At 68.3% G+C, this 24,931-nt stretch carries 23 protein-coding genes and 1 tRNA gene; 9 read left to right on the forward strand and 15 right to left on the reverse strand.

The annotated features are described in order from the left end of the window. Positions 1–34: 34 nt before the first annotated feature. From addB to grpE, 4 genes are all read left to right on the forward strand, one after another. Entirely contained in the window at positions 35–3,196 is a 3,162-nt protein-coding gene (gene addB, locus H7H34_RS01440) for a double-strand break repair protein AddB (protein WP_185924011.1), read from the forward strand. Further along, positions 3,193–6,696 (forward strand): double-strand break repair helicase AddA, encoded by a 3,504-nt coding sequence (addA, locus tag H7H34_RS01445; RefSeq protein WP_209006128.1) that lies wholly within the window; start codon positions 3,193–3,195, stop codon positions 6,694–6,696. Before addB ends, addA begins: the two co-directional genes overlap by 4 nt. 147 nt (positions 6,697–6,843) lie before the next feature. Beyond that, entirely contained in the window at positions 6,844–7,164 is a 321-nt protein-coding gene (gene trxA, locus H7H34_RS01450; RefSeq protein ID WP_067223472.1) for a thioredoxin, read from the forward strand. 221 nt (positions 7,165–7,385) lie between these two features. Further along, entirely contained in the window at positions 7,386–8,018 is a 633-nt protein-coding gene (gene grpE, locus H7H34_RS01455) for a nucleotide exchange factor GrpE (RefSeq protein ID WP_067337262.1), read from the forward strand. An 89-nt stretch (positions 8,019–8,107) separates the two neighbouring features. Here the strand turns inward: grpE and fabF are convergent, their stop codons facing one another. Next, positions 8,108–9,376, reverse strand: a complete 1,269-nt coding sequence (gene fabF / locus H7H34_RS01460) for a beta-ketoacyl-ACP synthase II (RefSeq protein ID WP_185924013.1) — start codon at positions 9,374–9,376, stop codon at positions 8,108–8,110. 73 nt (positions 9,377–9,449) lie between these two features. After that, the gene (locus tag H7H34_RS01465; RefSeq protein WP_120270486.1) at positions 9,450–9,872 is read right to left on the reverse strand and encodes a MarR family winged helix-turn-helix transcriptional regulator; all 423 of its coding nucleotides are present in this window, start codon (positions 9,870–9,872) and stop codon (positions 9,450–9,452) included. Between the two features lie 125 nt (positions 9,873–9,997). On the opposite strand from H7H34_RS01465, the gene H7H34_RS01470 reads away from it, so the two are divergent. Continuing rightward, complete coding sequence (locus H7H34_RS01470) at positions 9,998–10,630, forward strand: trimeric intracellular cation channel family protein (RefSeq protein ID WP_120270485.1); 633 nt, start codon at positions 9,998–10,000, stop codon at positions 10,628–10,630. Positions 10,631–10,718: 88 nt separating this feature from the next. On the opposite strand, the gene H7H34_RS01475 is transcribed toward H7H34_RS01470, so the two are convergent. From H7H34_RS01475 to sppA, 3 genes are all read right to left on the reverse strand, one after another. Further along, positions 10,719–11,060: a LapA family protein gene (locus H7H34_RS01475; protein WP_120270483.1), complete on the reverse strand. Its 342-nt coding sequence runs from the start codon at positions 11,058–11,060 to the stop codon at positions 10,719–10,721. 97 nt (positions 11,061–11,157) lie between these two features. Next, positions 11,158–11,466, reverse strand: a complete 309-nt coding sequence (locus H7H34_RS01480; protein WP_120270482.1) for an integration host factor subunit beta — start codon at positions 11,464–11,466, stop codon at positions 11,158–11,160. Beyond that, positions 11,463–12,470 (reverse strand): signal peptide peptidase SppA, encoded by a 1,008-nt coding sequence (gene sppA, locus H7H34_RS01485; protein WP_185924014.1) that lies wholly within the window; start codon positions 12,468–12,470, stop codon positions 11,463–11,465. The genes H7H34_RS01480 and sppA overlap by 4 nt, the downstream gene beginning before the upstream one ends. Before the next feature lie 199 nt (positions 12,471–12,669). Here sppA and panB point away from each other — a divergent pair, with 199 nt between their 5' ends. After that, positions 12,670–13,476, forward strand: a complete 807-nt coding sequence (panB, locus tag H7H34_RS01490) for a 3-methyl-2-oxobutanoate hydroxymethyltransferase (protein ID WP_185924015.1) — start codon at positions 12,670–12,672, stop codon at positions 13,474–13,476. A gap of 86 nt (positions 13,477–13,562) precedes the next feature. Further along, the gene (locus tag H7H34_RS01495) at positions 13,563–13,949 is read left to right on the forward strand and encodes a DUF488 domain-containing protein (RefSeq protein WP_185924016.1); all 387 of its coding nucleotides are present in this window, start codon (positions 13,563–13,565) and stop codon (positions 13,947–13,949) included. Positions 13,950–14,084: 135 nt separating this feature from the next. Here the strand turns inward: H7H34_RS01495 and rpsA are convergent, their stop codons facing one another. From rpsA to aroA, 3 genes are all read right to left on the reverse strand, one after another. Further along, positions 14,085–15,794, reverse strand: coding sequence for a 30S ribosomal protein S1 (gene rpsA / locus H7H34_RS01500; protein WP_067223490.1), 1,710 nt, complete (start codon positions 15,792–15,794; stop codon positions 14,085–14,087). Between the two features lie 361 nt (positions 15,795–16,155). After that, complete coding sequence (gene cmk, locus H7H34_RS01505) at positions 16,156–16,782, reverse strand: (d)CMP kinase (RefSeq protein WP_067223492.1); 627 nt, start codon at positions 16,780–16,782, stop codon at positions 16,156–16,158. Then, positions 16,779–18,134 (reverse strand): 3-phosphoshikimate 1-carboxyvinyltransferase, encoded by a 1,356-nt coding sequence (gene aroA, locus H7H34_RS01510; RefSeq protein WP_120270476.1) that lies wholly within the window; start codon positions 18,132–18,134, stop codon positions 16,779–16,781. The genes cmk and aroA overlap by 4 nt, the downstream gene beginning before the upstream one ends. Positions 18,135–18,376: 242 nt before the next feature. Here aroA and H7H34_RS01515 point away from each other — a divergent pair, with 242 nt between their 5' ends. Next, positions 18,377–18,769 carry a TIGR02300 family protein gene (locus tag H7H34_RS01515; RefSeq protein WP_120270735.1) on the forward strand — a complete coding sequence of 131 codons (393 nt, stop codon included), beginning with the start codon at positions 18,377–18,379 and terminating at the stop codon, positions 18,767–18,769. A gap of 197 nt (positions 18,770–18,966) precedes the next feature. Continuing rightward, a tRNA-Ala gene (locus tag H7H34_RS01520) sits at positions 18,967–19,042 on the forward strand. Between the two features lie 233 nt (positions 19,043–19,275). On the opposite strand, the gene H7H34_RS01525 is transcribed toward H7H34_RS01520, so the two are convergent. The 7 genes from H7H34_RS01525 to H7H34_RS01555 form a co-directional block, all read right to left on the reverse strand. Continuing rightward, the gene (locus H7H34_RS01525) at positions 19,276–20,040 is read right to left on the reverse strand and encodes a hypothetical protein (RefSeq protein WP_185924017.1); all 765 of its coding nucleotides are present in this window, start codon (positions 20,038–20,040) and stop codon (positions 19,276–19,278) included. 21 nt (positions 20,041–20,061) lie between these two features. Continuing rightward, a complete protein-coding gene (locus H7H34_RS01530; RefSeq protein WP_185924018.1) occupies positions 20,062–20,463 on the reverse strand; it encodes a hypothetical protein in 402 nt (133 codons plus the stop codon). A 382-nt stretch (positions 20,464–20,845) separates the two neighbouring features. After that, a complete protein-coding gene (locus H7H34_RS01535; RefSeq protein WP_097175903.1) occupies positions 20,846–21,583 on the reverse strand; it encodes an SDR family NAD(P)-dependent oxidoreductase in 738 nt (245 codons plus the stop codon). Beyond that, a complete protein-coding gene (locus tag H7H34_RS01540) occupies positions 21,580–22,548 on the reverse strand; it encodes a branched-chain amino acid ABC transporter permease (protein ID WP_185924019.1) in 969 nt (322 codons plus the stop codon). Before H7H34_RS01540 ends, H7H34_RS01535 begins: the two co-directional genes overlap by 4 nt. A 9-nt stretch (positions 22,549–22,557) precedes the next feature. Then, complete coding sequence (locus H7H34_RS01545; RefSeq protein ID WP_067223533.1) at positions 22,558–23,442, reverse strand: branched-chain amino acid ABC transporter permease; 885 nt, start codon at positions 23,440–23,442, stop codon at positions 22,558–22,560. A 2-nt stretch (positions 23,443–23,444) separates the two neighbouring features. Continuing rightward, positions 23,445–24,158: an ABC transporter ATP-binding protein gene (locus H7H34_RS01550; RefSeq protein WP_185924020.1), complete on the reverse strand. Its 714-nt coding sequence runs from the start codon at positions 24,156–24,158 to the stop codon at positions 23,445–23,447. Beyond that, positions 24,158–24,922 carry an ABC transporter ATP-binding protein gene (locus H7H34_RS01555; RefSeq protein WP_067223537.1) on the reverse strand — a complete coding sequence of 255 codons (765 nt, stop codon included), beginning with the start codon at positions 24,920–24,922 and terminating at the stop codon, positions 24,158–24,160. Before H7H34_RS01555 ends, H7H34_RS01550 begins: the two co-directional genes overlap by 1 nt. Between the last annotated feature and the right edge of the window lie 9 nt (positions 24,923–24,931).

Consider the following 24,931-nt stretch of genomic DNA (forward strand, 5'->3'; position numbering starts at 1 on the left):
TGCGGTCCGACGGCAAAAGGGGAGGCGGAGACCGATGACGGGCGAGGCCAGGACGGGCGAGGCCAAGACGAGCCAGGCAAGCCCGCGTGTCTTTAAGATTTCGCCCTCGGCCCCTTTTCTGAGGACGCTGGTCGATGCCCTGTTCGACGGGCGGCTGGTGCCCGGGCTCGACCCGCGCGCCGATCCGCTGGCGCTGGCTGATCTCACGCTCTACCTGCCGACCCGCCGTGCCGCCCGCTCCATCGCGCCGCTGATCCGCGAGAAGCTGGGCGGGGCGCCGGTTCTGCTGCCCTCGATCCGTCCGCTCGGCGACGTCGAGGAAGACCTGCAGCTGTTGCAGGTCGAGGCTTGGGCGGACGGGCTGCCTCCGGCACTGCCGGAGATGGAGCGGCGCTTTGCTATGACCCGGCTTGTGCAGGCCTGGGAGGGCGCGCTGCGCCGCGAGGTGCTGGGCCTGCCCGCTGGTGCGGTGCTGCGCTCGCCTGCCTCCGCCGCCGATGCCGCGTGGCTGGCCGGAGACCTGCTGGCCCTGATGGACGAGATGGCGACGGAGGAGATCCCGTGGACGGGCCTTGCCGGTCTCGTGCCGGAGGACCACGCCCGCTACTGGCAGATCACGCTGGATTTCCTGAAGATCGCCATGGAGCACTGGCCGGCCTATCTGGCAAGCCGCGAGGCCAGCGACCCGAAGGCCCGGCGCTCGGCGCTGCTGCGGCGCGAGGCCGAGCGTCTGCGCAAGAGCCCGCCGCGCGGTCCGGTGATCGCGGCCGGCGCGACCGGCTCCATTCCCGCCATTGCCGAATTGCTGGCCGTCATCGCCGGCCTGGAGCGCGGCGCGGTGGTGCTGCCCGGCTTCGATGCGGGAATGGACGAGCGCAGCTGGCAGGCGATCTTAGGGAGCGAGGGCGTTTCGGGGAGCCCCAGCCATCCGCAATACGGCATGGCGCGGCTCGCCGGCGCGTTGAAGATCGCCCGCGGCGAGGTGGTGCCGCTGGCGGCGGGCGCGAGCGAGACCCTGCGGCTGCGCGACAGGCTGGTCGCGGAGGCCCTGCGCCCGGCCGAGACGACGGATGTGTGGCCGGCGATCGTTGGCGAGATTTCGCAGGAGGCAAGGGCTGACGCTTTTGCCGATGTCGCGATGATGGTCGCGCGCAACGAGGCGGAGGAGGCGCTCGCTGTTGCCACCGCCCTGCGCTCGGCCATCGAGGACGGCAAGACGGCGGCGCTGGTGACGCCGGACAGGACGCTGGCCCGCCGGGTCGCCGTCGAGCTGTCGCGCTGGGGGCTGCAGTCGGACGACAGCGCCGGTCGACCGCTCGATCAGACCGCGCCCGGCGTGCTGGCCCGCCTTGCCGCGCGGCTGGCGCTGGACGGGCTGGAGCCGGTGGCCCTGCTGGCGTTGCTGAAACACCCGCTGACGCGGCTTGGTTTGCCGTCTAACAAGGTGCGCGCCGCCGCCCGCGCACTGGAGCGCGCCGTGCTGCGCGGACCACGTGCAAGAGCCGGGACGCAGGGTCTTCGCGACGCGGTTGCCGCTGCACGGCATCTGGCGACCGAGAGCGAGACCCCGCCGCGCCTGCCGCGCTGGCAAAAGCTGCATGAGGACGACTGGGACGACGTCGCCGACCTCGTCGACAGGCTGGCCGAGGCGCTGGCGCCGCTGGAACGTCATGCGGAGACCCGCGAGCCGGTGGATGTGGTGCAGCTGGTCGCCGATCATGAGGCGGTGCTGCTGAACCTTGCCCGCGACGAGGACGGCAGCTCCGACGAGCTCTATGCCGGCGAGGCCGGCGAGGGGCTTGCCGCCGCCTTTGCCGAGATGATCGCCGCAGGTCCCTCCGGCCTGCAGGCGCCGCCCGCCGACTGGCCGGACATGTTCATCGCCCTCGTCTCCGGCCTCAATGTCCGCCGCCGCCTGCCGGGCGATCCGCGCATCGCGATCTTCGGCCCGATGGAAGCGCGGTTGCAGGATTTCGACATTCTGGTGCTGGGCGCGCTGAACGAGGGCAACTGGCCGCAGGCGACGCGCAACGACCCCTGGCTCAACCGGCCGATGAAGGGCGGGCTCGGTCTCGACCCGCCGGAGCGTCGCATCGGCGCGGCTGCCCACGATTTCTCGCAGGCGCTCGGCGCGAAACGGGTGATCCTGTCGCGGGCCGAGCGCTCGGGCGGCGCGCCGGCCGTCGCCTCGCGCTGGCTGCTGCGGCTGACGACGCTGCTCGGCGAGGAGGTCACCGCCGAAATGCAGGCGCGCGGCCGCGCGGTCCTGGCGCTGGCCGCCCATCTCGACCGGATCGAGGCGGCGGCAGCACCCGTTGCGCGTCCCGAGCCGGCCCCGCCCGTTGCCGCCCGCCCGCGCCGGATCTCGGTGACCGAGGTGGAGCTGCTGATCCGCGACCCTTATGCGCTTTATGCCCGCAAGGTGCTGGTGCTGGACCCGGTCGAGCCGATCGGCGGCGATCCGGGCGCGGCGGAAAAGGGAACGTTGATCCACGATTGCCTGGCCGAGTTCCTGGACAGCTGGACCGGGCCGTTCGATGAGGCGGCGCTGGCGCATCTCATCGCAATCGGCCGGGCGCAGTTCGCCCCGCTCGATGCCTTCCCGGCGATCCGGGCGGTGTGGTGGCTGCGCTTCGAGCGGATCGCCGCCGCCTTCATCCGCCACGAGGCGGCGCGGGCCGATCTGATCGCCGGCCGCCATCTGGAGATTTCCGGGGCGCTGGAACTTGATCTTTCCCCCGGCGGGCGCGTCACCCTGTCGGCCCGAGCCGACCGCATAGACAGGATGGCCGACGGAAGCCTTGCGGTGATCGACTACAAGACCGGGCAGGCGCCGAGCGACAAGGAGGTCGCCGCGCTGCTGGCCCCGCAGCTGCCGCTGGAAGTGGCGATGATCGGCCGCGGCGCCTTCGGCGAGGTGGACCGCGCGGCCCCCGTCGCAACGCTCGCCTATATGCGCCTGACGGGCGGGCGAACGCCGCTGGAATGGCAGGACAGGACGCCGAAGAACACCAGCGTCGATGAACTGGCCGACGAGGCGCTGGGTCGTACAGTTAAGCTCTTTGCCGGCTATGAAAATCCGCAAAAGGGCTATCTCTCGCGGTCGAGGGTGCGCAAGGAGGCGGAAATGTCCGGCCCGTACGACCATCTGGCGCGGGTGCGCGAATGGGCGCTCAGCGGAGGGGAGGAGGAATGACCACCTTCGAGATTCCTCTGGCGACACGCGAGAGGCAGGCGTTGGCCGCCGACCCGCGCCGCTCGGCCTGGGTTAGCGCCAATGCCGGCTCCGGCAAGACCTTCGTGCTGGCGCGGCGGGTGATCCGCCTGCTGCTCGCCGGCACCGCGCCCTCGCGCATCCTCTGCCTGACCTTCACCAAGGCGGCGGCCTCCGAAATGGCGACCCGCGTCTTCGAGACGCTGGGCTCGTGGATCGCGCTGACCGACGAGGCGCTGGCGAGGGAACTGGAAGTCATCGAAGGCCGGCGGCCGGACGCGCGCGGACTGGCGCGGGCGCGCCACCTCTTCGCCGTGGCGCTGGAAACGCCGGGCGGGCTGAAGATCCAGACGATCCACGCCTTCTGCGAGGCGATCCTGCACCAGTTTCCGCTGGAGGCGAATGTCGCCGGCCATTTCCAGGTGCTGGACGACCGGCAGGCAGCGGACCTGCTCGCCGGCGCGCGAGCGCGCGTTCTCTCGCTGGCCGAGCGCGAGCCGGAAAGCCCGCTGGGCCGGGCGCTGGTGCATCTGGTCTCGGAACTCCCCGACAAGACGGTGGAGGCGGCGCTGGCCGACCTGATCGCCCGCCGCGACACGCTGCGCCGCTGGCTGCAGGATGCCGGGTCGATGGATGCGGCGCTGGCGCAGCTGACCCGTGCCTTCGGCCTTTCGCAAGGCGAAACGCTGGCGCGCCTCGATGCGGCTCTGCGCGAGGAGGTCTCGATCTCGCCGCAGGAGGCGCTGGCATATGCCGAGGCGCTGGCGAGCGGCGGATCGCGCGACAACGAGCGGGCCGAACGTCTGCGCTTGGCGGCCCGGCTCGCCGGCAGCAACAGACCGGACGAGTGGTGGGAGGTCTGGCATCGGGTCTTCCTCAACAAGGACCTGGCGCCGACCAAGGCGCTGGCCACCAAGAAGGTGGAAGAAAACTTCCCGCAGGTGGTCGAGCGGCTTTACGCCGAGCAGGACCGCCTCCTGGCGCTGCTCGAGCGGCGGCGGATCGCCTATGCGCTGGCCGGCACGGAGGCCGCGCTGCGGCTCGCCGATGCGATGCTCGACATCTACGAGCGCGAGAAGACCCGGCGCGGGCTGATGGACTTCGAGGACCTGATCGTGCGCACGGCCAACCTGCTGTCGCGCGACGAGGCGGCCTTGTGGGTGCACTACAAGCTCGATCAGGGTCTCGACCACATCCTGGTCGACGAGGCGCAGGACACCAGCCCGCATCAGTGGCGGGTGGTGCAGGCGCTGGCCGAGGAATTCTTCGTCGGCACCTCCGCCAACGAGCGCGTGCGCACGCTCTTTGCTGTCGGCGACGAGAAACAGTCGATCTATTCGTTCCAGGGCGCGGTGCCGGCCTATTTTGCCGACATGCGCCGCTATTTCGAGCGGCGCGCCAACGAGGCTGCGGTGGACTTCTCGCGGGTCGAGCTGACGCTGTCCTTCCGCTCGCGGCCCGATGTGCTCTCGGCCGTCGACACGGTTTTCGCGGCGCCCGACATGCATGCCGGCCTGTCGCAGGAGGCAGGCGCGCCGATCCACGAAGCGGTGCGCCGCAACGACCCGGGCATGGTGGAGATCTGGCCGCCGGAGGAGCCGGTGGAGCAGGAGATACCGGACGACTGGACCGCTCCGGTCGACCGCATCGGTGCCGACAGCCCGATGCTGCGGCTGGCCGACCGGCTGGCGCGCTCGGTGCGCAGCTGGTGGAAGAGCGGCGAGGCGGCGCCCGGCGACGTGCTTGTGCTGGTGCGCAAGCGCGGACCCTTCGTCGATGCGCTGACACGGGCCTTGAAGCGCGAAGGCGTGCCGGTGGCCGGCAGCGACCGGCTGGTGCTGAACGAGCATATCGCGGTGGAGGACCTCTTGGCGCTGGGCCGCTTCCTGCTGCTGCCCGAGGACGACCTGTCGCTTGCCTGCCTGCTGAAGAGCCCGCTGATCGGCCTCGACGACGATGCGCTGTTCCGCCTCGCTCGGCCGGACGGGGCGAACCTTCGCTCCGGTACGCTGTGGCAGTCGCTGCGCCGACAGGCGGAGGGCGATCCGGCGTTCGAGCGGGCGCGCGAGCGGATCGAGACCTGGCGCGCGCGCGCCGACTTCATGCCGCCCTTTGAGTTCTTCTCCCGCCTTCTGGGCGCCGACGGGGGCCGCCGGGCCTTCCGCGCGCGCCTCGGCTCGGAAGTCGACGACGTGCTGGACGAGTTCCTGGCGGTGACGCTGGCGTTCGAGCAGACCGGCGTGCCGGGGCTGGAGGGCTTCCTCGCCTGGTTCGCGGCGGCGCCCACGGAAGTGAAGCGCGAGCTCAACGCCGCACGCGGCGTGGTGCGGATCATGACCGTGCACGGGGCCAAGGGGTTGGAGGCACCGCTTGTCGTGCTGGTCGACGGGGGCGCGGCGCCGGTCAGCGCCCATCACGATCCGGTGTTCATCGAGCGGGCGATGCCGGGCAATCTCGGCGAGGTTACCGGCCTTGTCTGGAACCCGGTCAAGGCCGAGCGCAGCCCCTGGCACAGCGAGCGGCTGGAGGCCCTGCGCCAGGCGGCGGCCGACGAATATCGCCGCCTGCTCTATGTGGCGATGACGCGCGCCCGCGACCGGCTGATCGTCTGCGGCTGGATGCCGGCGCGCGGCCAGTCGGAGGACTGCTGGCATGCGCTGGTGGCGCGGGCGCTGGAGCCGGACGCCCGCGACGGCGAAGCGGGAGACGGCGGACCCTGCCGCATCTGGCAGCGCCCCGGCACCAAGGCGCCGGCACCGCGCCTTGCCCGGATAGGAGAGGAAACCTCGCAGGAGGCAACTGCACCCGCGCCGCCCTGGCTGTTCGCCCCGGTGGCAGCGCCGGAGCGGCCGCGCCGGCTGCGCCCGTCCGAGGCCTTCGACGAGATGGAGGCGAAGGAAGGAACCGAACCGGTGCCGGCGACCGACCGGCTGGCGGAAGCGCGGGCCGCGCCCGACTTCGCGCTGGAACGCGGCCGCCACCTGCACCGGCTGCTGCAGCTGCTGCCAGAGCTGCCGCCGGCCGAGCGCCGCGCCGCCGGGACGCGCTATCTCGCCCATGCCCTGACCCCGGTCTTTGCGGCACGGGGAGAGCAGCTCCTGAACGAGGCGCTCGGTGTGCTGGAGCATCCCGGCTTTGCCGCCGTCTTCTCGGCCGATGCGCGCGCGGAAGTGCCGCTGGCCGGCACGCTGCGCCTTGCCGACGGCTCGGCCTACGAGGTGTCGGGCCAGATCGACCGGCTGCGCGTCGACGAGGATGCGGTGTGGATCCTCGACTTCAAGACCGACCGGCGGGTGCCGGAGGGGCCGCAGGAGATCGGCGAGGCCTATGTGGTGCAGCTCGCGGTCTATCGCCGGCTGCTTGCCGACATCTGGCCGGGCCGCGCGGTGCGGGCCGCGCTGGTCTATACGGCCGGGCCGAAGCTGGTCGAGCTGCCGGGCGAGGCGATGGATGCGGCGGTGGCCGCGCTTGCGCCCGCGTGACGGAGACTGCGTGACGGAGACTGCGTGACGGAGACCGCGTGAGGGGAGATGCGGACGATCGCTTGCTTGACGCGGGCGGGTCGCCTTCCTACGTTCGGGGCAACGAAAGGATGCGTCGCATCCGCGAGCTTTTGGAAAGGGCATGAGATGGCCACTTCAGTCGTGACCGATGAGAGCTTCGAAACCGACGTCCTGAAGGCGTCCGGCACCGTCGTGGTGGATTTCTGGGCCGAGTGGTGCGGTCCGTGCAAGATGATCGCACCGGCTCTTGAGGAAATCTCCGAAGAGATGAGCGGGCAGGTGAAGATCACCAAGCTCAACATCGACGAGAACCAGAACATGGCGATGAAGTACGGGGTGCGTTCCATCCCGACGCTCATCCTGTTCAAGGACGGCCAGCCGGTCTCCACGCAGATTGGCGCCGCGCCGAAGAACAAGCTGGCCGCCTGGATCCAGACCGCGATCTGACGCCGTCCGGTCCCGGGCGGACCCTGAACCGAATCACGCCGGTCCGGCTTGCCTTCGAAGGCTTGCCGGATCGGTGCGTCTTGCGTGCGATGCCGGGTGGACGACAGTCCGGCCGGCATTGACGCACCGGCGAGACCCGGGCCTCTCCCGCGGGGGAGGCGGACGGGCCAGCCGGTCGGACCAGACCTTTTCTGAAGACGCCGAGCATTGCCGGGAAGACCATGAACGACAGCAACGACAAGACCAATATGAACCCCGAGGATGCCGTTTCCGGTCACGAGGCCGAGAACGGCGGCGAGGCGCAGGCCGCGCTCGACCCGACCGAGGCGCTGCTGGCGGAAAACGCCGAGCTGAAGGATCGCATGCTCCGCACCATGGCGGAGATGGAGAACCTGCGCCGGCGCACCGAAAAGGAAATTCGCGACAGCAAGCAGTACGCGGCGGCCAGCTTCGCGCGCGACATGCTGGGTGTCGGCGACAACCTGCGCCGGGCGCTGGAGGCGATCTCCGCCGAGGTGCGCGATGCGGCCAACGACAGCATGCGAGGCCTGATCGAGGGCGTCGAGATGACCGAGCGCGAGATGCTCAACCAGCTCGAAAAGCATGGCGTGCGCCGCATCGATCCGGCCGGCGAGAAGTTCGATCCGAACTTCCATCAGGCGATGTTCGAGGTGCCGAACACCGAGGTGCCGAACAACACCGTGGTGCAGGTGATGCAGGCCGGCTACGTGATCGGCGACCGCGTGCTGCGTCCGGCGCTTGTCGGCGTGTCGAAGGGCGGGCCGAAAGAGCGCAAGCCCGAGGGCGAGGCCCCGGCGGGCGAGCCCGGCTCGACGGTCGACCGCACCGCCTGACGACGTCTTTCCGGGTCTCGGACGAGGCCCGGTCTCACGCTTTGCGAAAAAGGCGCGCCCCGGGGCGCGCCTTTTGTGTTTGTGCCGGGTCAGCCGTAGCGGCTGAAGACCAGTGCGGCATTCACCCCGCCGAAACCGAAGGCGTTGGACAGAACATGGTCGACCGGCGCCGGCCGGGTACCGTCCGAAATCAGGTCGAAGCCGTCTGCCTCTGCCATCGGGCGGGCGATGTTCAGGCTGGGCGGCAAGGTGTTGTCACGGAGCGCGAGAACCGAGAACACCGCCTCGATGGCCCCGGCAGCCCCCAGCATGTGACCGGTGGCCGACTTGGTGGAGCTGATCGGAACGCGGCCGCGAGCCTCGCCGAGAACCCGCGTCAGCGCTGCCAGCTCCGCCGCATCGCCGACCGGCGTCGAGGTGGCATGCGCGTTGACATAGCCGATGTCGGCGGCCTCGATCCCGGCCATCGCGATGGCGATCTCCATCGCGCGCGCCGCCTCGCGGCCATCCGGCCAGCCGGCCGTCACATGGTGGGCGTCCGTCGTGGTGCCGTAGCCGGACAGGACGGCGAGGGGGCGGGCGCCCCGGCGCTCGGCATGGTCCAGCCGCTCGATGACCAGCATCGCCGCGCCTTCCGACAGGACGAACCCGTCATGGTCCGCGTCGAACGGGCGGGAGGCGCGCTGCGGATCGTCGTTGTAGCCGAAGGAAAGCGCCTTCGCCGCCGTGAAGCCGCCGATGGCGACCGGATCGACGCAGCCTTCCGCGCCGCCGCACAGGGCGATATCGGCCTCGCCCGAGCGGATCAGCCGCATGGCATCGCCGATGGCCTGGGCCGAGGCGGCGCAGGCCGTGGTGGGAGAGCCGGCCGGGCCGTTGAAGCCGAAGCGGATCGACACCTGGCCTGCCGCGAGATTGGGAAGGAACGAGGGAACGACGAAGGGGGAGAGCCGGCGAGGTCCTTCCGTGCGCACCAGTTCGCTCGCCGCGGTGATTGCCGGAACGCCCCCGACGCCGGTGCCGATCTGTGTCGCGGTGCGCGCCAGCTGTCCGGGATCTTCCGGGTGCCAGCCGGCCTGGTCCAGCGCCTCGACCGCCGCGGCCATGGCATACTGGATGAACAGGTCGTTCCGCCGCCGGTCGCGCGCATCCATGCAGCGCTCGGGGTCGAAGCCGTCCGCATCGTCTGCGATGGAGGGAACCAGCCCGGCGATGCCGCATTTCCATCCGCTCGTGTCGAAGCGGGTGTTGGCAACGATGCCGCTTTGCCCTGCGGTCAGCCGGCGCCAGTTCGCCTCGATGCCGGCGCCCAGCGGGGACACGGCTCCTAAACCTGTGACGACGATCGGTACCGACATGCAAGCCTCCTGGTTCGAGTCAGTGATGTGCATATACACATAATGAGGCAAGCACAAGGGACCGATCCGGCCCTCACGGTGCCGCCAGCCGCCGGGCGACGCTGAGATAGATCGCAGCCTCCTCTTCGGTGATGTCCTTCATCACCGACGCATAAGCGTCCGGCCAGGCCTCCAGAAGCGGGTCGAGAACGGCATTGCCCTCCGGCGTCAGCTCGCAAACGCGCTGGTTTCTGGGCAGGCCGGGAACGCGCCGGACCAGCCCCTTCTTGTCCAGCAGGTCGAGATTGCGCGTGAGGCTGGTGCGGTCGAGGGCGATGCGCTCGGCCAGCGCCATGACCGGCTGCCCGGGAAGATAGCGGATCGCCGACAGGAGGAAGAACTGCTGGACGGTGACGCCGTAGGGCTTGAGCCTTGCGTCCCAGCGCTTCAGCAGCGCCCGGGAGGTCGCCACGGTATTCATGATCAGGCAATCGGCAAGGGCTTTGGGCAGGGTCATGCCGCCATTGGAAAGCTGCGCCTTGCGAAGTCAAGACCTCGGCGCGTGCCGCAACACGGGGACAGCGGGCGGGCGCCCCACTTCGCCCGTTGCGAATGCGCGGGGTTACGGCCTAGCATCGCCGCATGGCGACCATGCTCCAGATCCTCGATTTTCTCGGTGTTGCCGTCTTCGCGGTGACGGGGGCCATCGTCGCCTCGCGCCTGCGGCTCGACTGTCTCGCCTTCGTGTTCTTCGCCGTGTTCACCGGCGTCGGCGGCGGCACGCTGCGCGACCTGTTGCTCGATGCACCGGTCTTCTGGGTCGAGAACGAGATCTATCTCGTGGTCTGCATCTCCATCGGCGCGCTGATGTGGTTCGCAACGCCGCTGGTGGAGCGGATGAGCAAGCCGCTGCGCTGGGCCGATGCGATGGGCCTTGCCGCCTATTCGGTGATGGGTGCGGCGAAGACGCTGGCCCTCGGCCATCCGCCGACGGTGGCGGTGCTGATGGGCGTGGCGACCGCTACCTTCGGCGGCATCATCCGTGACACGATCGCCGACCAGCCGTCCGCTCTGGTCAACCCGGAGCTCTATCTGACGCCGGCCTTTGTCGGCGCGGGCGTCTATGTCGGCCTGTTCACCTTCGGCATCGAGGCCTGGCCGGCGGCGATTGCCGGGGTTGCGGCGGCCCTGGTGCTGCGCGGCGGGGCGATCATCTGGGGCTGGAACTTGCCGGCCTACACGCCCCCCTCAGACACGCCTTCCGACAAGCCCTGACGGCAGGGCAGCTGCCCGAAACGAAATCGGCCCGCGCGTCGACTGACGCGGCGGGCCGAAATCCGGATTGTCGAATTTTCGCTGCGGATCAGGCTGCCGAGCGCGAGGTGATCGCCTTGCCGCCATTGCCTTGCTGCTGCGCCTTCAGCCGGTCGGCCTCGGAATGCCAGCGGTCGGCCTCGCGCCGCTTGACGCGGGCTTCCTTGCGCCACTTGCCTTGTGCCGCCCACGAGGCAACGCCGCCGATGAAGACGCCGAAGGCGACGGCCGCGAACAGGATCCAGAACAGCGGCACATCCAGGCTCAAGGCCGGATCGACACGGTTGAACGGGTCGAGCGACAGTGTCACGACATGCCGGTTGGCGACCGCCAGTGCGATCAGCACGATGGCGATCGGCACCAGCACGAGGTTCTTCAGAAAGCGCGTCAATTCCAGTCTCCTGTACGGGCCGTGCCCGCGCGCGGCCGAAAGGCCGCGGGGTCCCTGTCCGATCCGCCTGTGGCCTCGCGGCGCCGGTCAGGGCATCTCAATCGTCGTCGGGGTCTTCCGAACCGTCCCCGTCGTTGAGACGCTCGCGCATCTCCTTGCCGGTCTTGAAGAAGGGAACGAACTTCTCTTCCACATCGACCTTCTGGCCCGTGCGCGGGTTGCGCCCGGTGCGAGCCGGCCGGTTCTTGACCGAAAAGGCGCCGAAGCCCCGAAGCTCGACCCGGTTGCCGCTGCGCAGGGCATCGGTGATCTCGTCGAGGATCGCATTGACGATGTTCTCAACGTCCCGCTGGTAGAGGTGCGGATTCTGTTCGGCGATCCGTTGCACCAGTTCCGACTTGATCATTCGCGTCCCCCTGTTCGGTCGAGACTTTCCGCCGCGTTGCGAGCGTGCCAAACGGACACAAGACCGTCAAGCGCAAGCCCTTCCGGGATGATGGCTCCGGCACCTGCCACCGCCTCGAGGGCGCCGCTGGCGACCCCGGAGCCGAACCAGTGCGCCATCCGGCCGATGAAGGGCAATCCGCCCTCTCTTTCGCGCTGGACCCGCCAGGTGAGGACCGGCAGGTCCGGAGCGACGCCGCGCTCGGTTTCCAGCCATTTCAAGCTGGCTTCCTCGCCGCCGAGATCGTCGATCAGCCCGAGATCGCGCGCCGCCTCGCCGGAATAGACACCGCCCTGGGCGACCGCCCGCACGGCGTCCGTATCCAGGCCGCGGCGTTCCGCCACCCGGGCGACGAACCACTCGTAGCTGTCGTTGATCAATGCCTGCAAATTGTCGCGCACGGCCGGCGGCGTCTCGGAATGGAAGTTGGGCTCGGCCTTGAGGGGGCCGGAGCGGACAACGTCGAACTTGACGCCGAGCGTGTCGAGCAGCCCGCCGAAATTGCCGTACTGGATATAGACGCCGATGGAGCCGGTGATCGAGGTATGCCGTGCGACGATATGATCCGAGGCGATGGCGGTCATGTAGCCGGCGGAAGCGGCCAGCGTGCCGATCTGCGCGACGACGGGCTTCTTCTCGGCCAGCTCGCGCAGCGCCATGTACAGCGTCTCGCCGCCCACCGTGGTGCCGCCCGGGGAGTTCAGGTCGATGATCACCGCCTTCACCCGGTTGTTCTCGGCAAGCTCCTTGATCAGCTTGACCCTGTCGCGGTCGTCGACGATCAGTCCGCCGACCGGAAGCCGCGCGATATGATCGCCGCGTCGGTCGAGCGAGCCGAAAGCCCCGCTCCAGGACAGGATCCCGCCGATTGCCACGATCGCCAGCAGGAAGGCAAATCCCCTCCAGAACATCACCTTCCGGCGCAATCGCCGGCGGTCGACCAGCGCATCCGCATCAAGGGCCATGGGCCAAACCTTTCGCTCTTCCCGTTTTGGGGAGGCCTATCGCTACATGGCTGCGCTCCGGTTGAAAAGCCCGAACTGCAGGAAACGGCCGCTCGACCCTCGTCGCAGCGCTTGCCGGACGCCGCGTCGTCTGGCACTCAGGCGCTCGCCACGTTTTGTTGCGGTGCACGATAACAGGTCGGGGAGGGCCTTACGAACCATGGCGCAAATCACCCTTAACACGCTGGACGCGAACAAGGCGGAGGGCCGCCGCTTCGCGATGGTCACCGCCTATGACGCCGGCTTTGCCCTGGCCGCTGCCGGTGCGGGCATCGAGACGCTGCTGGTCGGCGACAGTCTCGGCATGGTGGTGCAGGGGCGCGGCTCGACCGTTCCCGTGACCATGGGCGACATGGCCTATCACACGGCCTGCGTCCGCCGCGGCGTGGAGCGGGGCGAGCATCGCCCGCTGATCCTGGCCGACATGCCGTTCGGCGCGGCCAATGCGCGCGATCAGGCGGCGGCCAATGCCGCCCGGCTGATGCAGGCCGGCGCCAATGCGGTGAAGATCGAGGGCGGCGCGTGGGTGGCCGAGACGATCCGCCACCTCACCGAGCGCGGCATGCCGGTCTGCGCCCATCTCGGCCTGACGCCGCAGACCGCCGACATGCTGGGCGGGTTCCGCCTGCAGGGCCGCGACGAGGCGGCCGCCGCGCGCATCCGCGAGGAGGCCCGCGTGCTGGAGGAGGCCGGCGCCCGCCTGCTGCTGCTGGAATGCGTCCCGGACGCGCTCGGCAAGGCGGTGAGCGAGGCCGCAACGGTGCCGGTGGTCGGCATCGGCGCGGGGCCTGCGACCGACGCGCAGGTCCTGGTCCTGCACGACATGCTGGGGCTGGGCGAGGGGCGCAAGGCGCGCTTCGTGAAGGATTATCTCGCCGGTCGCGGCAGCATCGCCGCCGCCTTGCGCGCCTTCGGCGAGGAGGTGCGCTCGGGCGCCTACCCGGCCCCGGAACATTGCTACGGCTGAACAGCCCGGGGCACGTGCCGTTCACATCTTCCGGGAACGGGGCAGGGCGTGCCATTCTCGCGCAGGTCACGGCAAGGGAGCGAAAGATGAGCGTTCGGATCGTGCGGCTTGGAACGCCGCGCAGCGAGGGCGAGGGGCCGAGGCTCGGCACCGTGCGCCGGCCGCCGCGGGGTGTGCGCAAGGAAGAGTACGCGGCCGGCAACTGGTACGACACCTGGCTGCCCGAGCTGTCGCCGAGTGCGGAGCTGGTGGCGAGCGCGCGGGCCGCAGAATCGGACGCGGACTGGGCGGCCTTCGTCAAGGCGTTCCGCAAGGAGATGGCAGCACCTGGCCCCGCGCGCCTGCTCGACATGCTCGCGGTGCTGTCGCATTCCGGCACCTTCTCGCTCGGCTGCTACTGCGAAGAGGAGGCCCATTGCCACCGTTCGGTCCTGCGCGAGCTGCTGAGCGAACGCGGCGCCGATATCGCCTGAGCCGCTGCAGCACGGCCCGGACCATCCCGGAAAACCGGCCCGAGACGGAAGCTCCCCGGCTGCAAGGCCCTCCAAAACGAAAAAACCCCGGCCGCAAGGCCGGGGTTCTGTTTTTTGCGATGTCGCTTTTGGCGATCAGTCGTCGGTCTCGCGGGCCTTCAGGGCCGCGCCGAGAATGTCGCCGAGCGAAGCGCCCGAGTCCGACGAACCGTACTGCGCAACGGCTTCCTTCTCCTCGGCGATTTCCAGCGCCTTGATGGAGACCGACACGCGGCGGGTCTTCTTGTCGAACTGGGTGACGCGGGCGTCGAACTTCTCGCCGACCGAGAAACGCTCGGGGCGCTGCTCGGCACGATCGCGGGACAGGTCCGCACGACGCACGAAGGTGGTCAGGTCGGTGTCGACGATCTTGGCCTCGAGGCCGCCGTCCTTCACTTCGACCACTTCGCAGGTGATGATCGCACCCTTGCGCAGCTCGCCGGCCGCAGCAGTGTCGAACGGATCGCCGCCGAGCTGCTTGATGCCGAGCGAAATACGCTCCTTCTCCATGTCGACGTCGAGCACGACGGCGCGAACCATGTCGCCCTTCTTGTACTCTTCGATGACCTGCTCGCCCGGACGGTTCCAGTCGAGGTCGGAGAGGTGGACCATGCCGTCGACGTCGCCGTCGAGACCGATGAACAGACCGAACTCGGTCTTGTTCTTGACCTCGCCCTCGACCTCGGTACCGGTCGGGAACTTCTCGGCGAAGGCCTCCCACGGGTTCTGCAGGGTCTGCTTGAGGCCGAGCGAGATACGACGCTTGACCGGATCGACCTCCAGGATCATCACCTCAACCTCCTGCGAGGTGGAGACGATCTTGCCCGGATGGACGTTCTTCTTGGTCCAGGACATCTCGGACACGTGGATCAGGCCTTCGATGCCCGGCTCCAGCTCGACGAACGCACCGTAGTCGGTGATGTTGGTCACGCGGCCCGTGAACTTGGCATCGACCGGGTACTTGGCCTCGATGCCATCCCACGGATCGGCCTCGAGCTGCTTCATGCCCAGCGAGATGCGGTGCGTGTCCTGGTTGACGCGGATGATCTGGACCTTGACGGTCTGACCGATCGACAGGACCTCGCTCGGATGGTTGATGCGGCGCCACGCGATGTCGGTGACGTGCAGCAGGCCATCGATGCCGCCCAGGTCGACGAACGCACCGTAGTCGGTGATGTTCTTGACCACGCCTTCCATGACCTGGCCTTCCTCGAGGCTCTGGACCAGCTCCGAGCGCTGCTCGGCACGGGTCTCCTCGAGGACGACACGGCGCGACACGACGATGTTGCCGCGGCGCTTGTCCATCTTCAGGATCTGGAACGGCTGCGGGGTGTGCATCAGCGGGGCGACGTCGCGCACCGGACGGATGTCCACCTGCGAACGCGGCAGGAAGGCCACGGCGCCGTCGAGGTCGACGGTGAAGCCGCCCTTGACCTGGTTGAAGATCTGGCCGGTGACCTTCTCGTTCGCCTCGAAAGCGACCTCGAGACGGACCCAGCTCTCTTCGCGGCGAGCCTTGTCGCGCGACAGGACGGCCTCGCCGAGCGCGTTCTCGACACGCTCCAGATAGACCTCGACCTTGTCGCCGATCGAGACGCCGGCGTCGTCGCCGTCACGTCCCTTGACGCCAAATTCCTTCAGCGCGATGCGGCCTTCGACCTTCAGGCCGACGTCGATCACCGCGAGATCCTTCTCGATGGCGATCACGGTGCCGGTGACGACGGAACCTTCGTACAGCTCCTGCTGCTCGAAGCTTTCCTCGAGAAGGGCGGCAAATTCATCGCGGGTAGGGTTCAAACTGCTCATCGAAACTCCTGGCAGCCAAGTCTGGCTCGTCGCCGGCGGGTTTGTGTTGGTCCTGGCGGCTCCTCCATCCGGCAACCCCGCGTTTGTCTGGGGGGCTGCATCCGCGCGCTCCATCTGCCCTTTGGCAACAGGATTGCGCAGGCCGGCGAGGCGGAAGGCGAAACCGCACGCTCAGTCATGTCTTGCGGGAAATGCGTGGCCGTTCTTCACCGAAAGGGGAAAAACACGTCCGCGATCCGCCAGTCTTCGCCCGGCCGGTCGCGGGCGAGCCGGACCATGAGGCCAATGGGCGCGGATGTCGGCACGCGAAGGCAGGCATCCGGCTCGGGCGCGATGCGAAAAAGCGCCGATCTCGTGACCGCTACCTTGCGTGCACGCTATCGACGATATCCACAGCCGCCTTGAACGCGGTTTCTATATCCATTTCCGACGTATCGAGCAAGTCCGCATCGTCGGCCGGTTTCAGCGGCGCCACGGCGCGGCCCGCATCGCGCTGGTCGCGGCGTTCCAGATCGGCCAGCACGCGGGCGTATTCCGCGTCCTGCCCCTTGGAGACGAGCTCCTGGGTGCGCCGGCGCGCGCGCTCGGCAGCGCTTGCCACCACATAGAGCTTCACGTCCGCATCCGGGCACACCACGGTGCCGATGTCGCGCCCGTCCAGCACGGCGCCCGGCGGCTCCTGGGCAAAGCGCCGCTGCAGCCGCACCAGCTCCTCGCGCAGGCCCGGCAGCACGGCGATCCGCGAGGCGGCCTCGCCGATCTCGTGCGCCGACAGCACGTCGCGGTCGAGGCGGGACAGGTCGAGATTGCGCGCCGTCGCCACCGCGACCGCCTCGTCGCCGAGCGGCAGGCCGCGGGCGAGCAGGGCCGCGGCGACCGCGCGATAGGTGAGGCCGGTGTCGAGATGGCGCAGTCCGTAATGGTCGGCCAGCCGGCGCGCCAGGGTGCCCTTGCCCGAGGCCGCAGGCCCGTCGATGGCGATGATCATGCGGCCTGCTCTCCCGTTTCGCTGATGTCGCCTCCGAGCTCCGCGAACAGCGTCTCGAAGGTCGGGAAGCTGGTGGCGATCACCCCGCCGTCGTCCACCGTGACCGGCCGGTCGGCAGCAAGCCCCAGGACCAGGAAGGTCATGGCGATGCGGTGGTCGAGATGGGTGGTGACGGTGCCGCCGCCGATCGGGCCCTTGCGCCCGTGCACCCGCAAGGTGCTCTCGCCTTCCTCGCACTCGATGCCGTTGACGCGCAGGCCGGCGGCGACCGCCGCAAGCCGGTCCGATTCCTTCACCTTGAGCTCTTCCACCCCGAGCATGGTCGTGGTGCCTTCCGCGAAGGCGGCGGCCACGGCCAGCACCGGATACTCGTCGATCATCGAGGGCGCGCGGTCCGCCGGAACCTCGATGCCCTTCAGCCGCGAATGGCGCACGCGCACATCGCCGAGCCGCTCGCCGCCGGTCTCGCGGATATTGGTGATCTCCAGATCCGCGCCCATCTCCTGCAGCGTGGTCAGGAGGCCGGTGCGGTGCTCGTTGAGCAGCACGTCCGCGACCGTCACTTCCGAGCCCGGCACGATCAGCCCCGCGACGATGGGGAAGGCGGCCGAGGACGGGTCGGCCGGCACGGTGACGTCCTGCGGCTGCAGTTCGCCCTGGCCGGTGACGGTGATCACCCGCCCGCCGGTGTCGTCATGGTCGACCTGGATGGTCGCGCCGAAGCCGGCCAGCATGCGCTCGGTATGGTCGCGGGTGGGAATCGGTTCGACGACGGTGGTCTGGCCCGGCGCGTTGAGGCCGGCCAGCAGCACCGCCGACTTCACCTGCGCGGACGGCACGGGCACGCGGTAGCTGATCGGGGCGGGGGTGCCGGGGCCGTGCACCGACAGCGGCAGCCGGTCGCCGGAGCGCGAGATCACCCGCGTTCCCATCATCCGCAAGGGCTCCAGGACGCGGCCCATCGGCCGCTTGATCAGCGAGGCATCGCCCGTGAAGGTGGCGGCGATCGGATGGGTGCCGGCGATGCCGAGGGCAAGGCGCACGCCGGTGCCGGCATTGCCGTAGTCGATCACCGTTTCCGGCTCCACCAGACTGCCGAGGCCGGCGCCGTCGACTGTCCACAGGCCATTGGCATCGCGCTGGATGCGGGCGCCGAAGGCGCGCATGGCGGCGGCGGTGTTGAGCACGTCCTCCGATTCCAGAAGGCCGGAAACCGTGGTCCGGCCGATGGCCAGCGCGCCCAGCATAAGGGCCCTGTGGGAAATGGACTTGTCGCCGGGCACGGTGACCCGGCCCTTGAGCGCGGTGCCGGAGCGGGCCGTCAGCGGCCTTGCGGCGGTGGAGTGGGACATGCTGGATTCCGAAAGCTTGAAGCCGACTGTTGCGTTGCACCTCGTATCATGCTGGAACCGATACGTCACCGTGGGTGTTGCCTCCGTCAGGGGGCCTTTGGCCGCGGTCTTTGGAACGCGCCGGAGAAAGCAACGGGGCGGGCCGACAAAGCGTTTGACGAAGCAGGGCGGATTAGGCTTTGACAGGAAGCCGGGCAGCCTTTATGCGAACGCCCGATTATCTGCAGACAAGGGTTGGAAACGTGGCAAAACCCGATCTTGGCACCAAGCGGCTGTGCGGCGGTTGCGGCACGAAATATTACGACCTCAATCGCGATCCGATTACCTGCCCCAAGTGCGGCACGGTGTTCATCGTGGCCCAGGCGATGCGGGCGAAGACCGCCGCCAAGGCTGCGGTCGTCGAAGAGGATGAGGACGACGTCGAGCTGGACGACGAGGGCGCCGAGATGGTCAGCCTCGAGGAAGCCGACGCGGAGACCGAAGGCGATACCGCCGTCGCGATCGACGACGACGAGGTCGACGAGGAAATCGGCGATGACGATGCCGACGATGTCTTCATCGACGATGAGGACGAGGAAGACGGCGACGTGCCGGGCATCGTGCTCGAGCGCGACGACGAGGACACCGACCGCTGAAAACGGCGTTGTCCACAGGCCCTGAAACTTTTCCTCAGGGCCTGTTCGGGAAAGCGGATTATTCCGCTTGACTTGAGGGGCGGAAGACGTATTTTCCGCCCGCACCGGCAAGACGAACCCAAGCGTCGCCGGACGGTTCGAAGCAAGAGGGTCCCGGAGGTTTCCGGCCAACGGCTTCGGACAAGACACTGGAAGACGGGGCCATAGCTCAGTTGGGAGAGCGCTTGAATGGCATTCAAGAGGTCAGGGGTTCGACTCCCCTTGGCTCCACCAGTCTTCCCCTTCATGTGAAGATCCCCAAGATATCATCATGATGACGCGGGCAAGTGCTTGCCTGCACGTGCGAGCCGCGCGCTCGGGGGCCGCGAACGCGACCTGGGCGATGTCGACCTTGAGCTCGGCCGGACGGTCCGCGCACGGGCCGAACTGCTCCTTGCCGGAGATCACCGCCTCAAGGTGCTTCCCTCGCACTTGCCGCTCCATCCAGATGGCAGGGGCGGGGCCCCCTATTTTCCAGGCATGACAATGGCGGCCGGGACAGAGAACTGTGCACCGGCACAGGCCTCGGGCTGCTTCACTCTGACGGTCCACCAGCCTTCGAACGGCTTGTCGGCCAGTCCTTCGGCGGAGATCGGGTCGGACGCCGGGCAGGCCCTGCTCAAGGCTGCTGCGAGATCCTGCCAGTCCTTCCCGGGGGCGAAGCGAAGAGAGACGTAGGACTGCCCGCTCTCCCGTTTGGCGAGGCCTTGAAGATAGGCAAGGCTGGCCACGCAGACGCAGACGACAACGAACAGCACGAGAATGATCCGGTTTGCCTTGCGGACCTGATTTTGAAGCGTCAGGTATGCGGCAAAACTGGTCACCTTGGACAGGATGGCCCTGAAACGCGCGGTTTCCTGCTCGCTGTCCGCATTCTCGTATTTGGCCCACAGATCCTCCAGGGACCCTATGTCGCTTGGCAGCAGCTCGTCGAGATACGGGTTGAGCATGGTCTGCACCGACGCCTGTTTCAGCCTGTCGCGGGAAAACGCCTTGGGAAACAGGAGTTCCTGCATGGTCATGACGGCAGCCAGGATCGCGACGACCACCACCGCCCCGAAGACAATGCCGAGGCCCAGGTGCTTTTCGCCAAGGTCGGGAAGAATGCCGAAAGACAATCCGCCGGCCAGTACGGCGCCCAAACCGGCCAGTGCGGCCGCAAACCACTTTGCGGTATCCCGCAAGTCCGCCCGCGCCTTGGCGTAGCGATCCCCCTGGGTCTCGTCCGTCATCACCAACTCTCCCCCGGCCTGCTAGAGGACCTTCCGCAGCATGATGGTGATATCGTCGCCGATGTCTCTCGGGGGCCTCGCCTTTCCGGGGAGGATTGGCCTCGCCTTGCGGTGCGTCCTGCTCTTGCGGGCCCTGACCAGGATCCGCAACACGCCTTTGACGGCCGCTTCCCTGTCCGGAAAGACGCCCTTCTTCACGAGAGAATCGAGATAATCGAGAATCTCCTGGTCAAGATCATCGACCCAGCTGCCCATGATGCCCTCATACAATTCGCTATCTTGAAAATGCCTGTCCTGTTCATGGGGCCGGCGGACGGTCCGCAGCGGATCCAAGAGCAAGTCTATCGTTTGAGCCCTGGCGCTTCGGCGGATGGTGCCCCAGCCGCTTGGGAGCACCCGCGCCCAGCAGTTCAGGCCCGGCAATCGGAGCCATCCTCGCGGGGCGAACCCGACCGTTCCGGCCGTGAGACCCGGTCTCCGGTCGTCAGGCGCAAGGCCGTTTCGCCAGACCACCAATCATTGGTGTTCAGTGCGCAAGAGGCAAATAAAAACGTCATCGAACGCAGGGGAAGATGGCGTCTATCGGTCGTATCTTCAGAAAAGGCAGTCTGTGATCCGGGAATTGAATGACTGCCCGAAGAAGTGCGTCTTGCTGGTGCGCTTGGGTGCTGCAGGATATCTGCCCGGATGTCGGGGCGTGCGGGCAGGAAAGACACGACGGGCCAAGGCCGGTTTCAAAAGACAAGGCCACGGCGTGGTTCCGCCGTGGCCTTGATTTTTTGTTTTGCGTGCGGGAGGAGGGCGGTCAGTAGTCCGCCCGGCCGCCCGACATGTCGAAGACCGCGCCGGTGGAGAAGGATGCCCTGCGCGAGGCGACGAAGGCGACGATCTCGGCCAGCTCCTCCGGTGTGCCGAAGCGGTTCATCGGGATCTTGGCGAGAAGCTCCTGGACGTAGCTTTCCGGCCAGCCGTCGAAGATGCGCGTGCGGATCGCGCCGGGGGCGACGCAGTTGACCGTGACGCCGGTGGTGGCGAGTTCGCGCCCCAGCGTCTTGGTCAGCGAGATCACCGCCGCCTTGCTCGCCGCATAGGCGGCGATGCGCGGGCCCGGCTCCTTGCCGGCGACCGAGCCGATGGTGACAATGCGGCCATAGCCGCGCGCCACCATGTCCGGGATCACCGCCTGGCAGCACAGCAGCGTGCCGGTGACGTTGACCTCCATCACCCGCGCCCAGTCCGTGCTGGCGAGTTCCGCCGCCGGCACGTTGGGGCCGGGAATGGCGGCGTTGCACACCAGGATCGAGATCTCGCCGAGCATCTTGCGGGTGGCCGCCAGGGCGGTCGCCACCTCCTCCGGCGAGGTGATGTCGACGGCGCAGGAGTGGGTGGGGCCGATATCGGAGAGCTGCTCGGCACTGTCCTGCGCCGCCTCGCCGTCCTGGTCCCAGATCGCAACGCGCGCGCCTTCCTCCAGCAGCTTGCGGGCGATGGCCTGGCCGAGGCCCCTGGCCGCGCCCGTGACGATGGCGGAACGCCCCTTCATCGGTTGCCCTCCTGCTTCGCGGCGGACCCGCCCTTGCGGGCGCGCATCTTCTCGATCCAGACGCCGATCTCGCCGACGAAGCCCTTGCGGAAGGCGAGGATGCAGGTGAGGAACACGACGCCGATGATCACCGACAGCCACTCGCCCACCTTGTCGGCGAGGAAGTTCTGCAGAAGGATCACGAAGAAGGCGCCGGCCACCGGGCCGCCCAGCGTGCCAAGGCCGCCGAGGATGCACATCATCACCACCTCGCCGCTCAGCGCCCAGTGCAGGTCGTTGAGCGACTCGTAGGACAGCGCCAGCGCCTTCAGCGCGCCGGCCAGCCCGGACAGGGCCCCCGACAGGGTGAAGGCCAGCACCTTGTAGCGGTCGACGTCGTAGCCGAGCGAGATGGCGCGCGGTTCGTTCTCGCGGATCGCGGTCAGCACCTGGCCGAAGGGCGAGGTGACGATGCGGTGGATCGCGAACAGTGCCAGCAGGAAGCAGGCGGCGACCAGGCCGTAGAGGGCCATGTCGTCCTGCAGGTCGATGATGCCGAACAGCGTGCCGCGTGGGATGCCGTGGAAGCCGTCGTCGCGCCCCGTCCACTCCATCTGCATGGCGACGAAGTAGATCAGCTGCGAGATAGCCAGCGTGATCATGGCGAAGTAGATGCCCTGGCGGCGGATCGCCACCGAGCCGGCGAGGAAGCCGATCAGGGCCGCCACCGCGACGCCGGCGAGGATGCCGAGTTCCGGTGGCCAGCCGAGATGCTTCATCGTCACGCCGAGCGCATAGCCGGCCGAGCCGAAGAACATCGCGTGGCCGAAGGACAGCAGCCCGGTGTAGCCGAGCATCAGGTTGAAGGCCGAGGCGAAGATGGCGAAGCACAGGAGCTTCACGATCAGCATCGGGTAGATGAAGGCCGGGGCGACGGCGAGCGCCGCGACGGCCAGCACGATCATGAGGGTGCGGGTGTTGAGCATGGCCTGTCCTCACTGCTTTCCGAACAGGCCGTGCGGGCGAACCAGCAGGACCAGGATCATCAGGACGAAGATCGCGGTGGACGAGGCCTCCGGGTAATAGACCTTCGCCAGCCCCTCGATCAGGCCGAGGCCGAGACCGGTGAGGATGGAGCCGAGGATCGAGCCCATGCCGCCGATCACCACCACGCCGAAGACGGTGATGATGATGGAGTGGCCGATCTGCGGGGTGAGCTGCATCAGGGGCGCGGCGAGCACGCCGGCAAAGGCGGCAAGTCCGACGCCCCAGCCGAAGACCAGGGTGACCAACAGCGGCACGTTGACGCCGAAGGCCTGCACCAGGCTCGGGTTCTCCGTGCCGGCCCGCAAGGTCGCGCCGAGGCGGGTCCGCTCGATCACCAGCCAGGTGATGAGGCACAGGCCGAGCGCCGCGACGATCACCCAGATGCGGTAGATCGGCAGGCGCATGAAGCCGAGGTCGACCATGCCCTGCAGCGACGGCGGCACCGCGTAGCGCAGGCCCGAGACGCCGAAATAGACCCGCACGAAGCCCTCGATCACCATGGTCAGGCCGAAGGTGACGAGCAGGCCGTAGATGTGGTCGAGCTTGTAGATGCGCTTGAGGATCGTCCGCTCGATGACGATGCCGAGGCCCGCCGCCATCAGCGGCACCAGCAGCACGGCCCACCAGTAGCCGAGGCCGAGCGGCTGCAGCAGCAGATAGGCGAGGAACGCGCCCAGCATGTACATCGTGCCATGAGCGAAGTTGACGATGTTCAGCAGGCCGAAGATCAGCGACAGGCCGAGCGACAGCAGCGCGTAGAAGCTGCCGTTGACGAGGCCCAGCAGCAGCTGGCCGTAGAGCACGGGGGCGGGAACGCCGAAGATCTCGGTCATGGTCACACTCCCAGATACGTGCGGATGTCGTCGGCGCGGGCGGCAAGATCGGCTTGCGCGATCTCCTCGACCACACGGCCGTGCTCGATGATGAAGAAGCGGTCGGCGAGCGGGGCCGCGAAGCGGAAGTTCTGCTCGACCATGAGGATGGTGAAGCCGCGGGCCTTGAGATTCTGGATCACCCTGGAGAGCGTCTGCACGATCACCGGGGCAAGGCCTTCGGAGATCTCGTCCAGCAGCAGGATGTCGGCGCCGGTGCGCAGGATGCGGGCGATCGCCAGCATCTGCTGCTCGCCGCCGGACAGGCGGGTGCCGGGGCTGTGCGCGCGTTCCTTCAGGTTGGGGAACATCGCGTAGATCTCGTCGAGCGACATGGCCATGCCGCCGTCGGTCCGGGTCACCGGCGGCAGCAGCAGGTTCTCCTCGCAGCTCAGCGAGGCGAAGATGCCGCGTTCTTCCGGACAGTAGCCGAGCCCGGCCTTGGCGATGCGGTAGGCCGGCGTCGTGCTCATGTCCTGGCCGCGGATCTCCAGCCGGCCGTCGCGCCGGTCGAGAAGGCCCATGATGGCGCGCAGGATCGTGGTGCGGCCGGCACCGTTGCGGCCGATCAGGCTGACCACCTCGCCGCGGCGGACCGACAGGTCGACACCATGCAGCACGTGGCTCTCGCCGTACCAGCCGTTCACTCCCGTCAGGGACAGGACGGTCTCGCCCATCAGTGTGCCCCCTCCAGCTCGGTTTCGCTGCCCATGTAGGCTTCCAGGACCCGCGGGTCGGCGGAGACCTCGGCATAGGTGCCCTCGGCGAGCAGCGCGCCGCGCTGCAGGACCGAGATGCGGTCGCAGATGCCGGCGACGACCTTCATGTTGTGTTCCACCATCAGGATCGTCCGCCCCGCCGAGACCCGCTTGATGAGCTGGGTGACACGTTCCACGTCCTCGTGGCCCATGCCCTGTGTCGGCTCGTCGAGCAGCATCAGCCGCGGTTCCATCGCCAGGGTCGTTGCGATCTCCACCGAGCGCTTGCGCCCGTAGGGAAGGTCGGCCGCCTTGGTCTGGGCGAAGTCCTGCATGTCGACCTGCTCCAGCAGGTCCATCGCCCTGGCGTCGAGGCGCGACAGCACGCTCCCGGGAAGCCAGAACGCATAGGTCGGCGCGTGGCGCCGCTGCAGCGCCACGCGCACGTTTTCCAGCACAGTCAGATGGGGGAACGTGGCCGAGATCTGGAAACTGCGCACCATGCCCTGGCGGGCGAGGGCGGCGGGTTTCTCGCGGGTAATGTCCCGGCCATCGAATACGATCCTGCCCGCGCTGGGCGACAGGAACTTCGTCAGCAGGTTGAAGACGGTCGTCTTGCCGGCCCCGTTGGGCCCGATGAGGGCGTGGATATCGCCCTCCCGGACCCGCAGGGAGACGTCATCGACCGCCCGGAACCCGCGGAACTCCTTGCAGAGTCCAACCGTTTCCAGGATGTGGGTCATGGACTGTAT

Origin of the sequence: Stappia sp. 28M-7, assembly GCF_014252955.1 — a bacterium.
Taxonomy (GTDB): domain Bacteria; phylum Pseudomonadota; class Alphaproteobacteria; order Rhizobiales; family Stappiaceae; genus Stappia.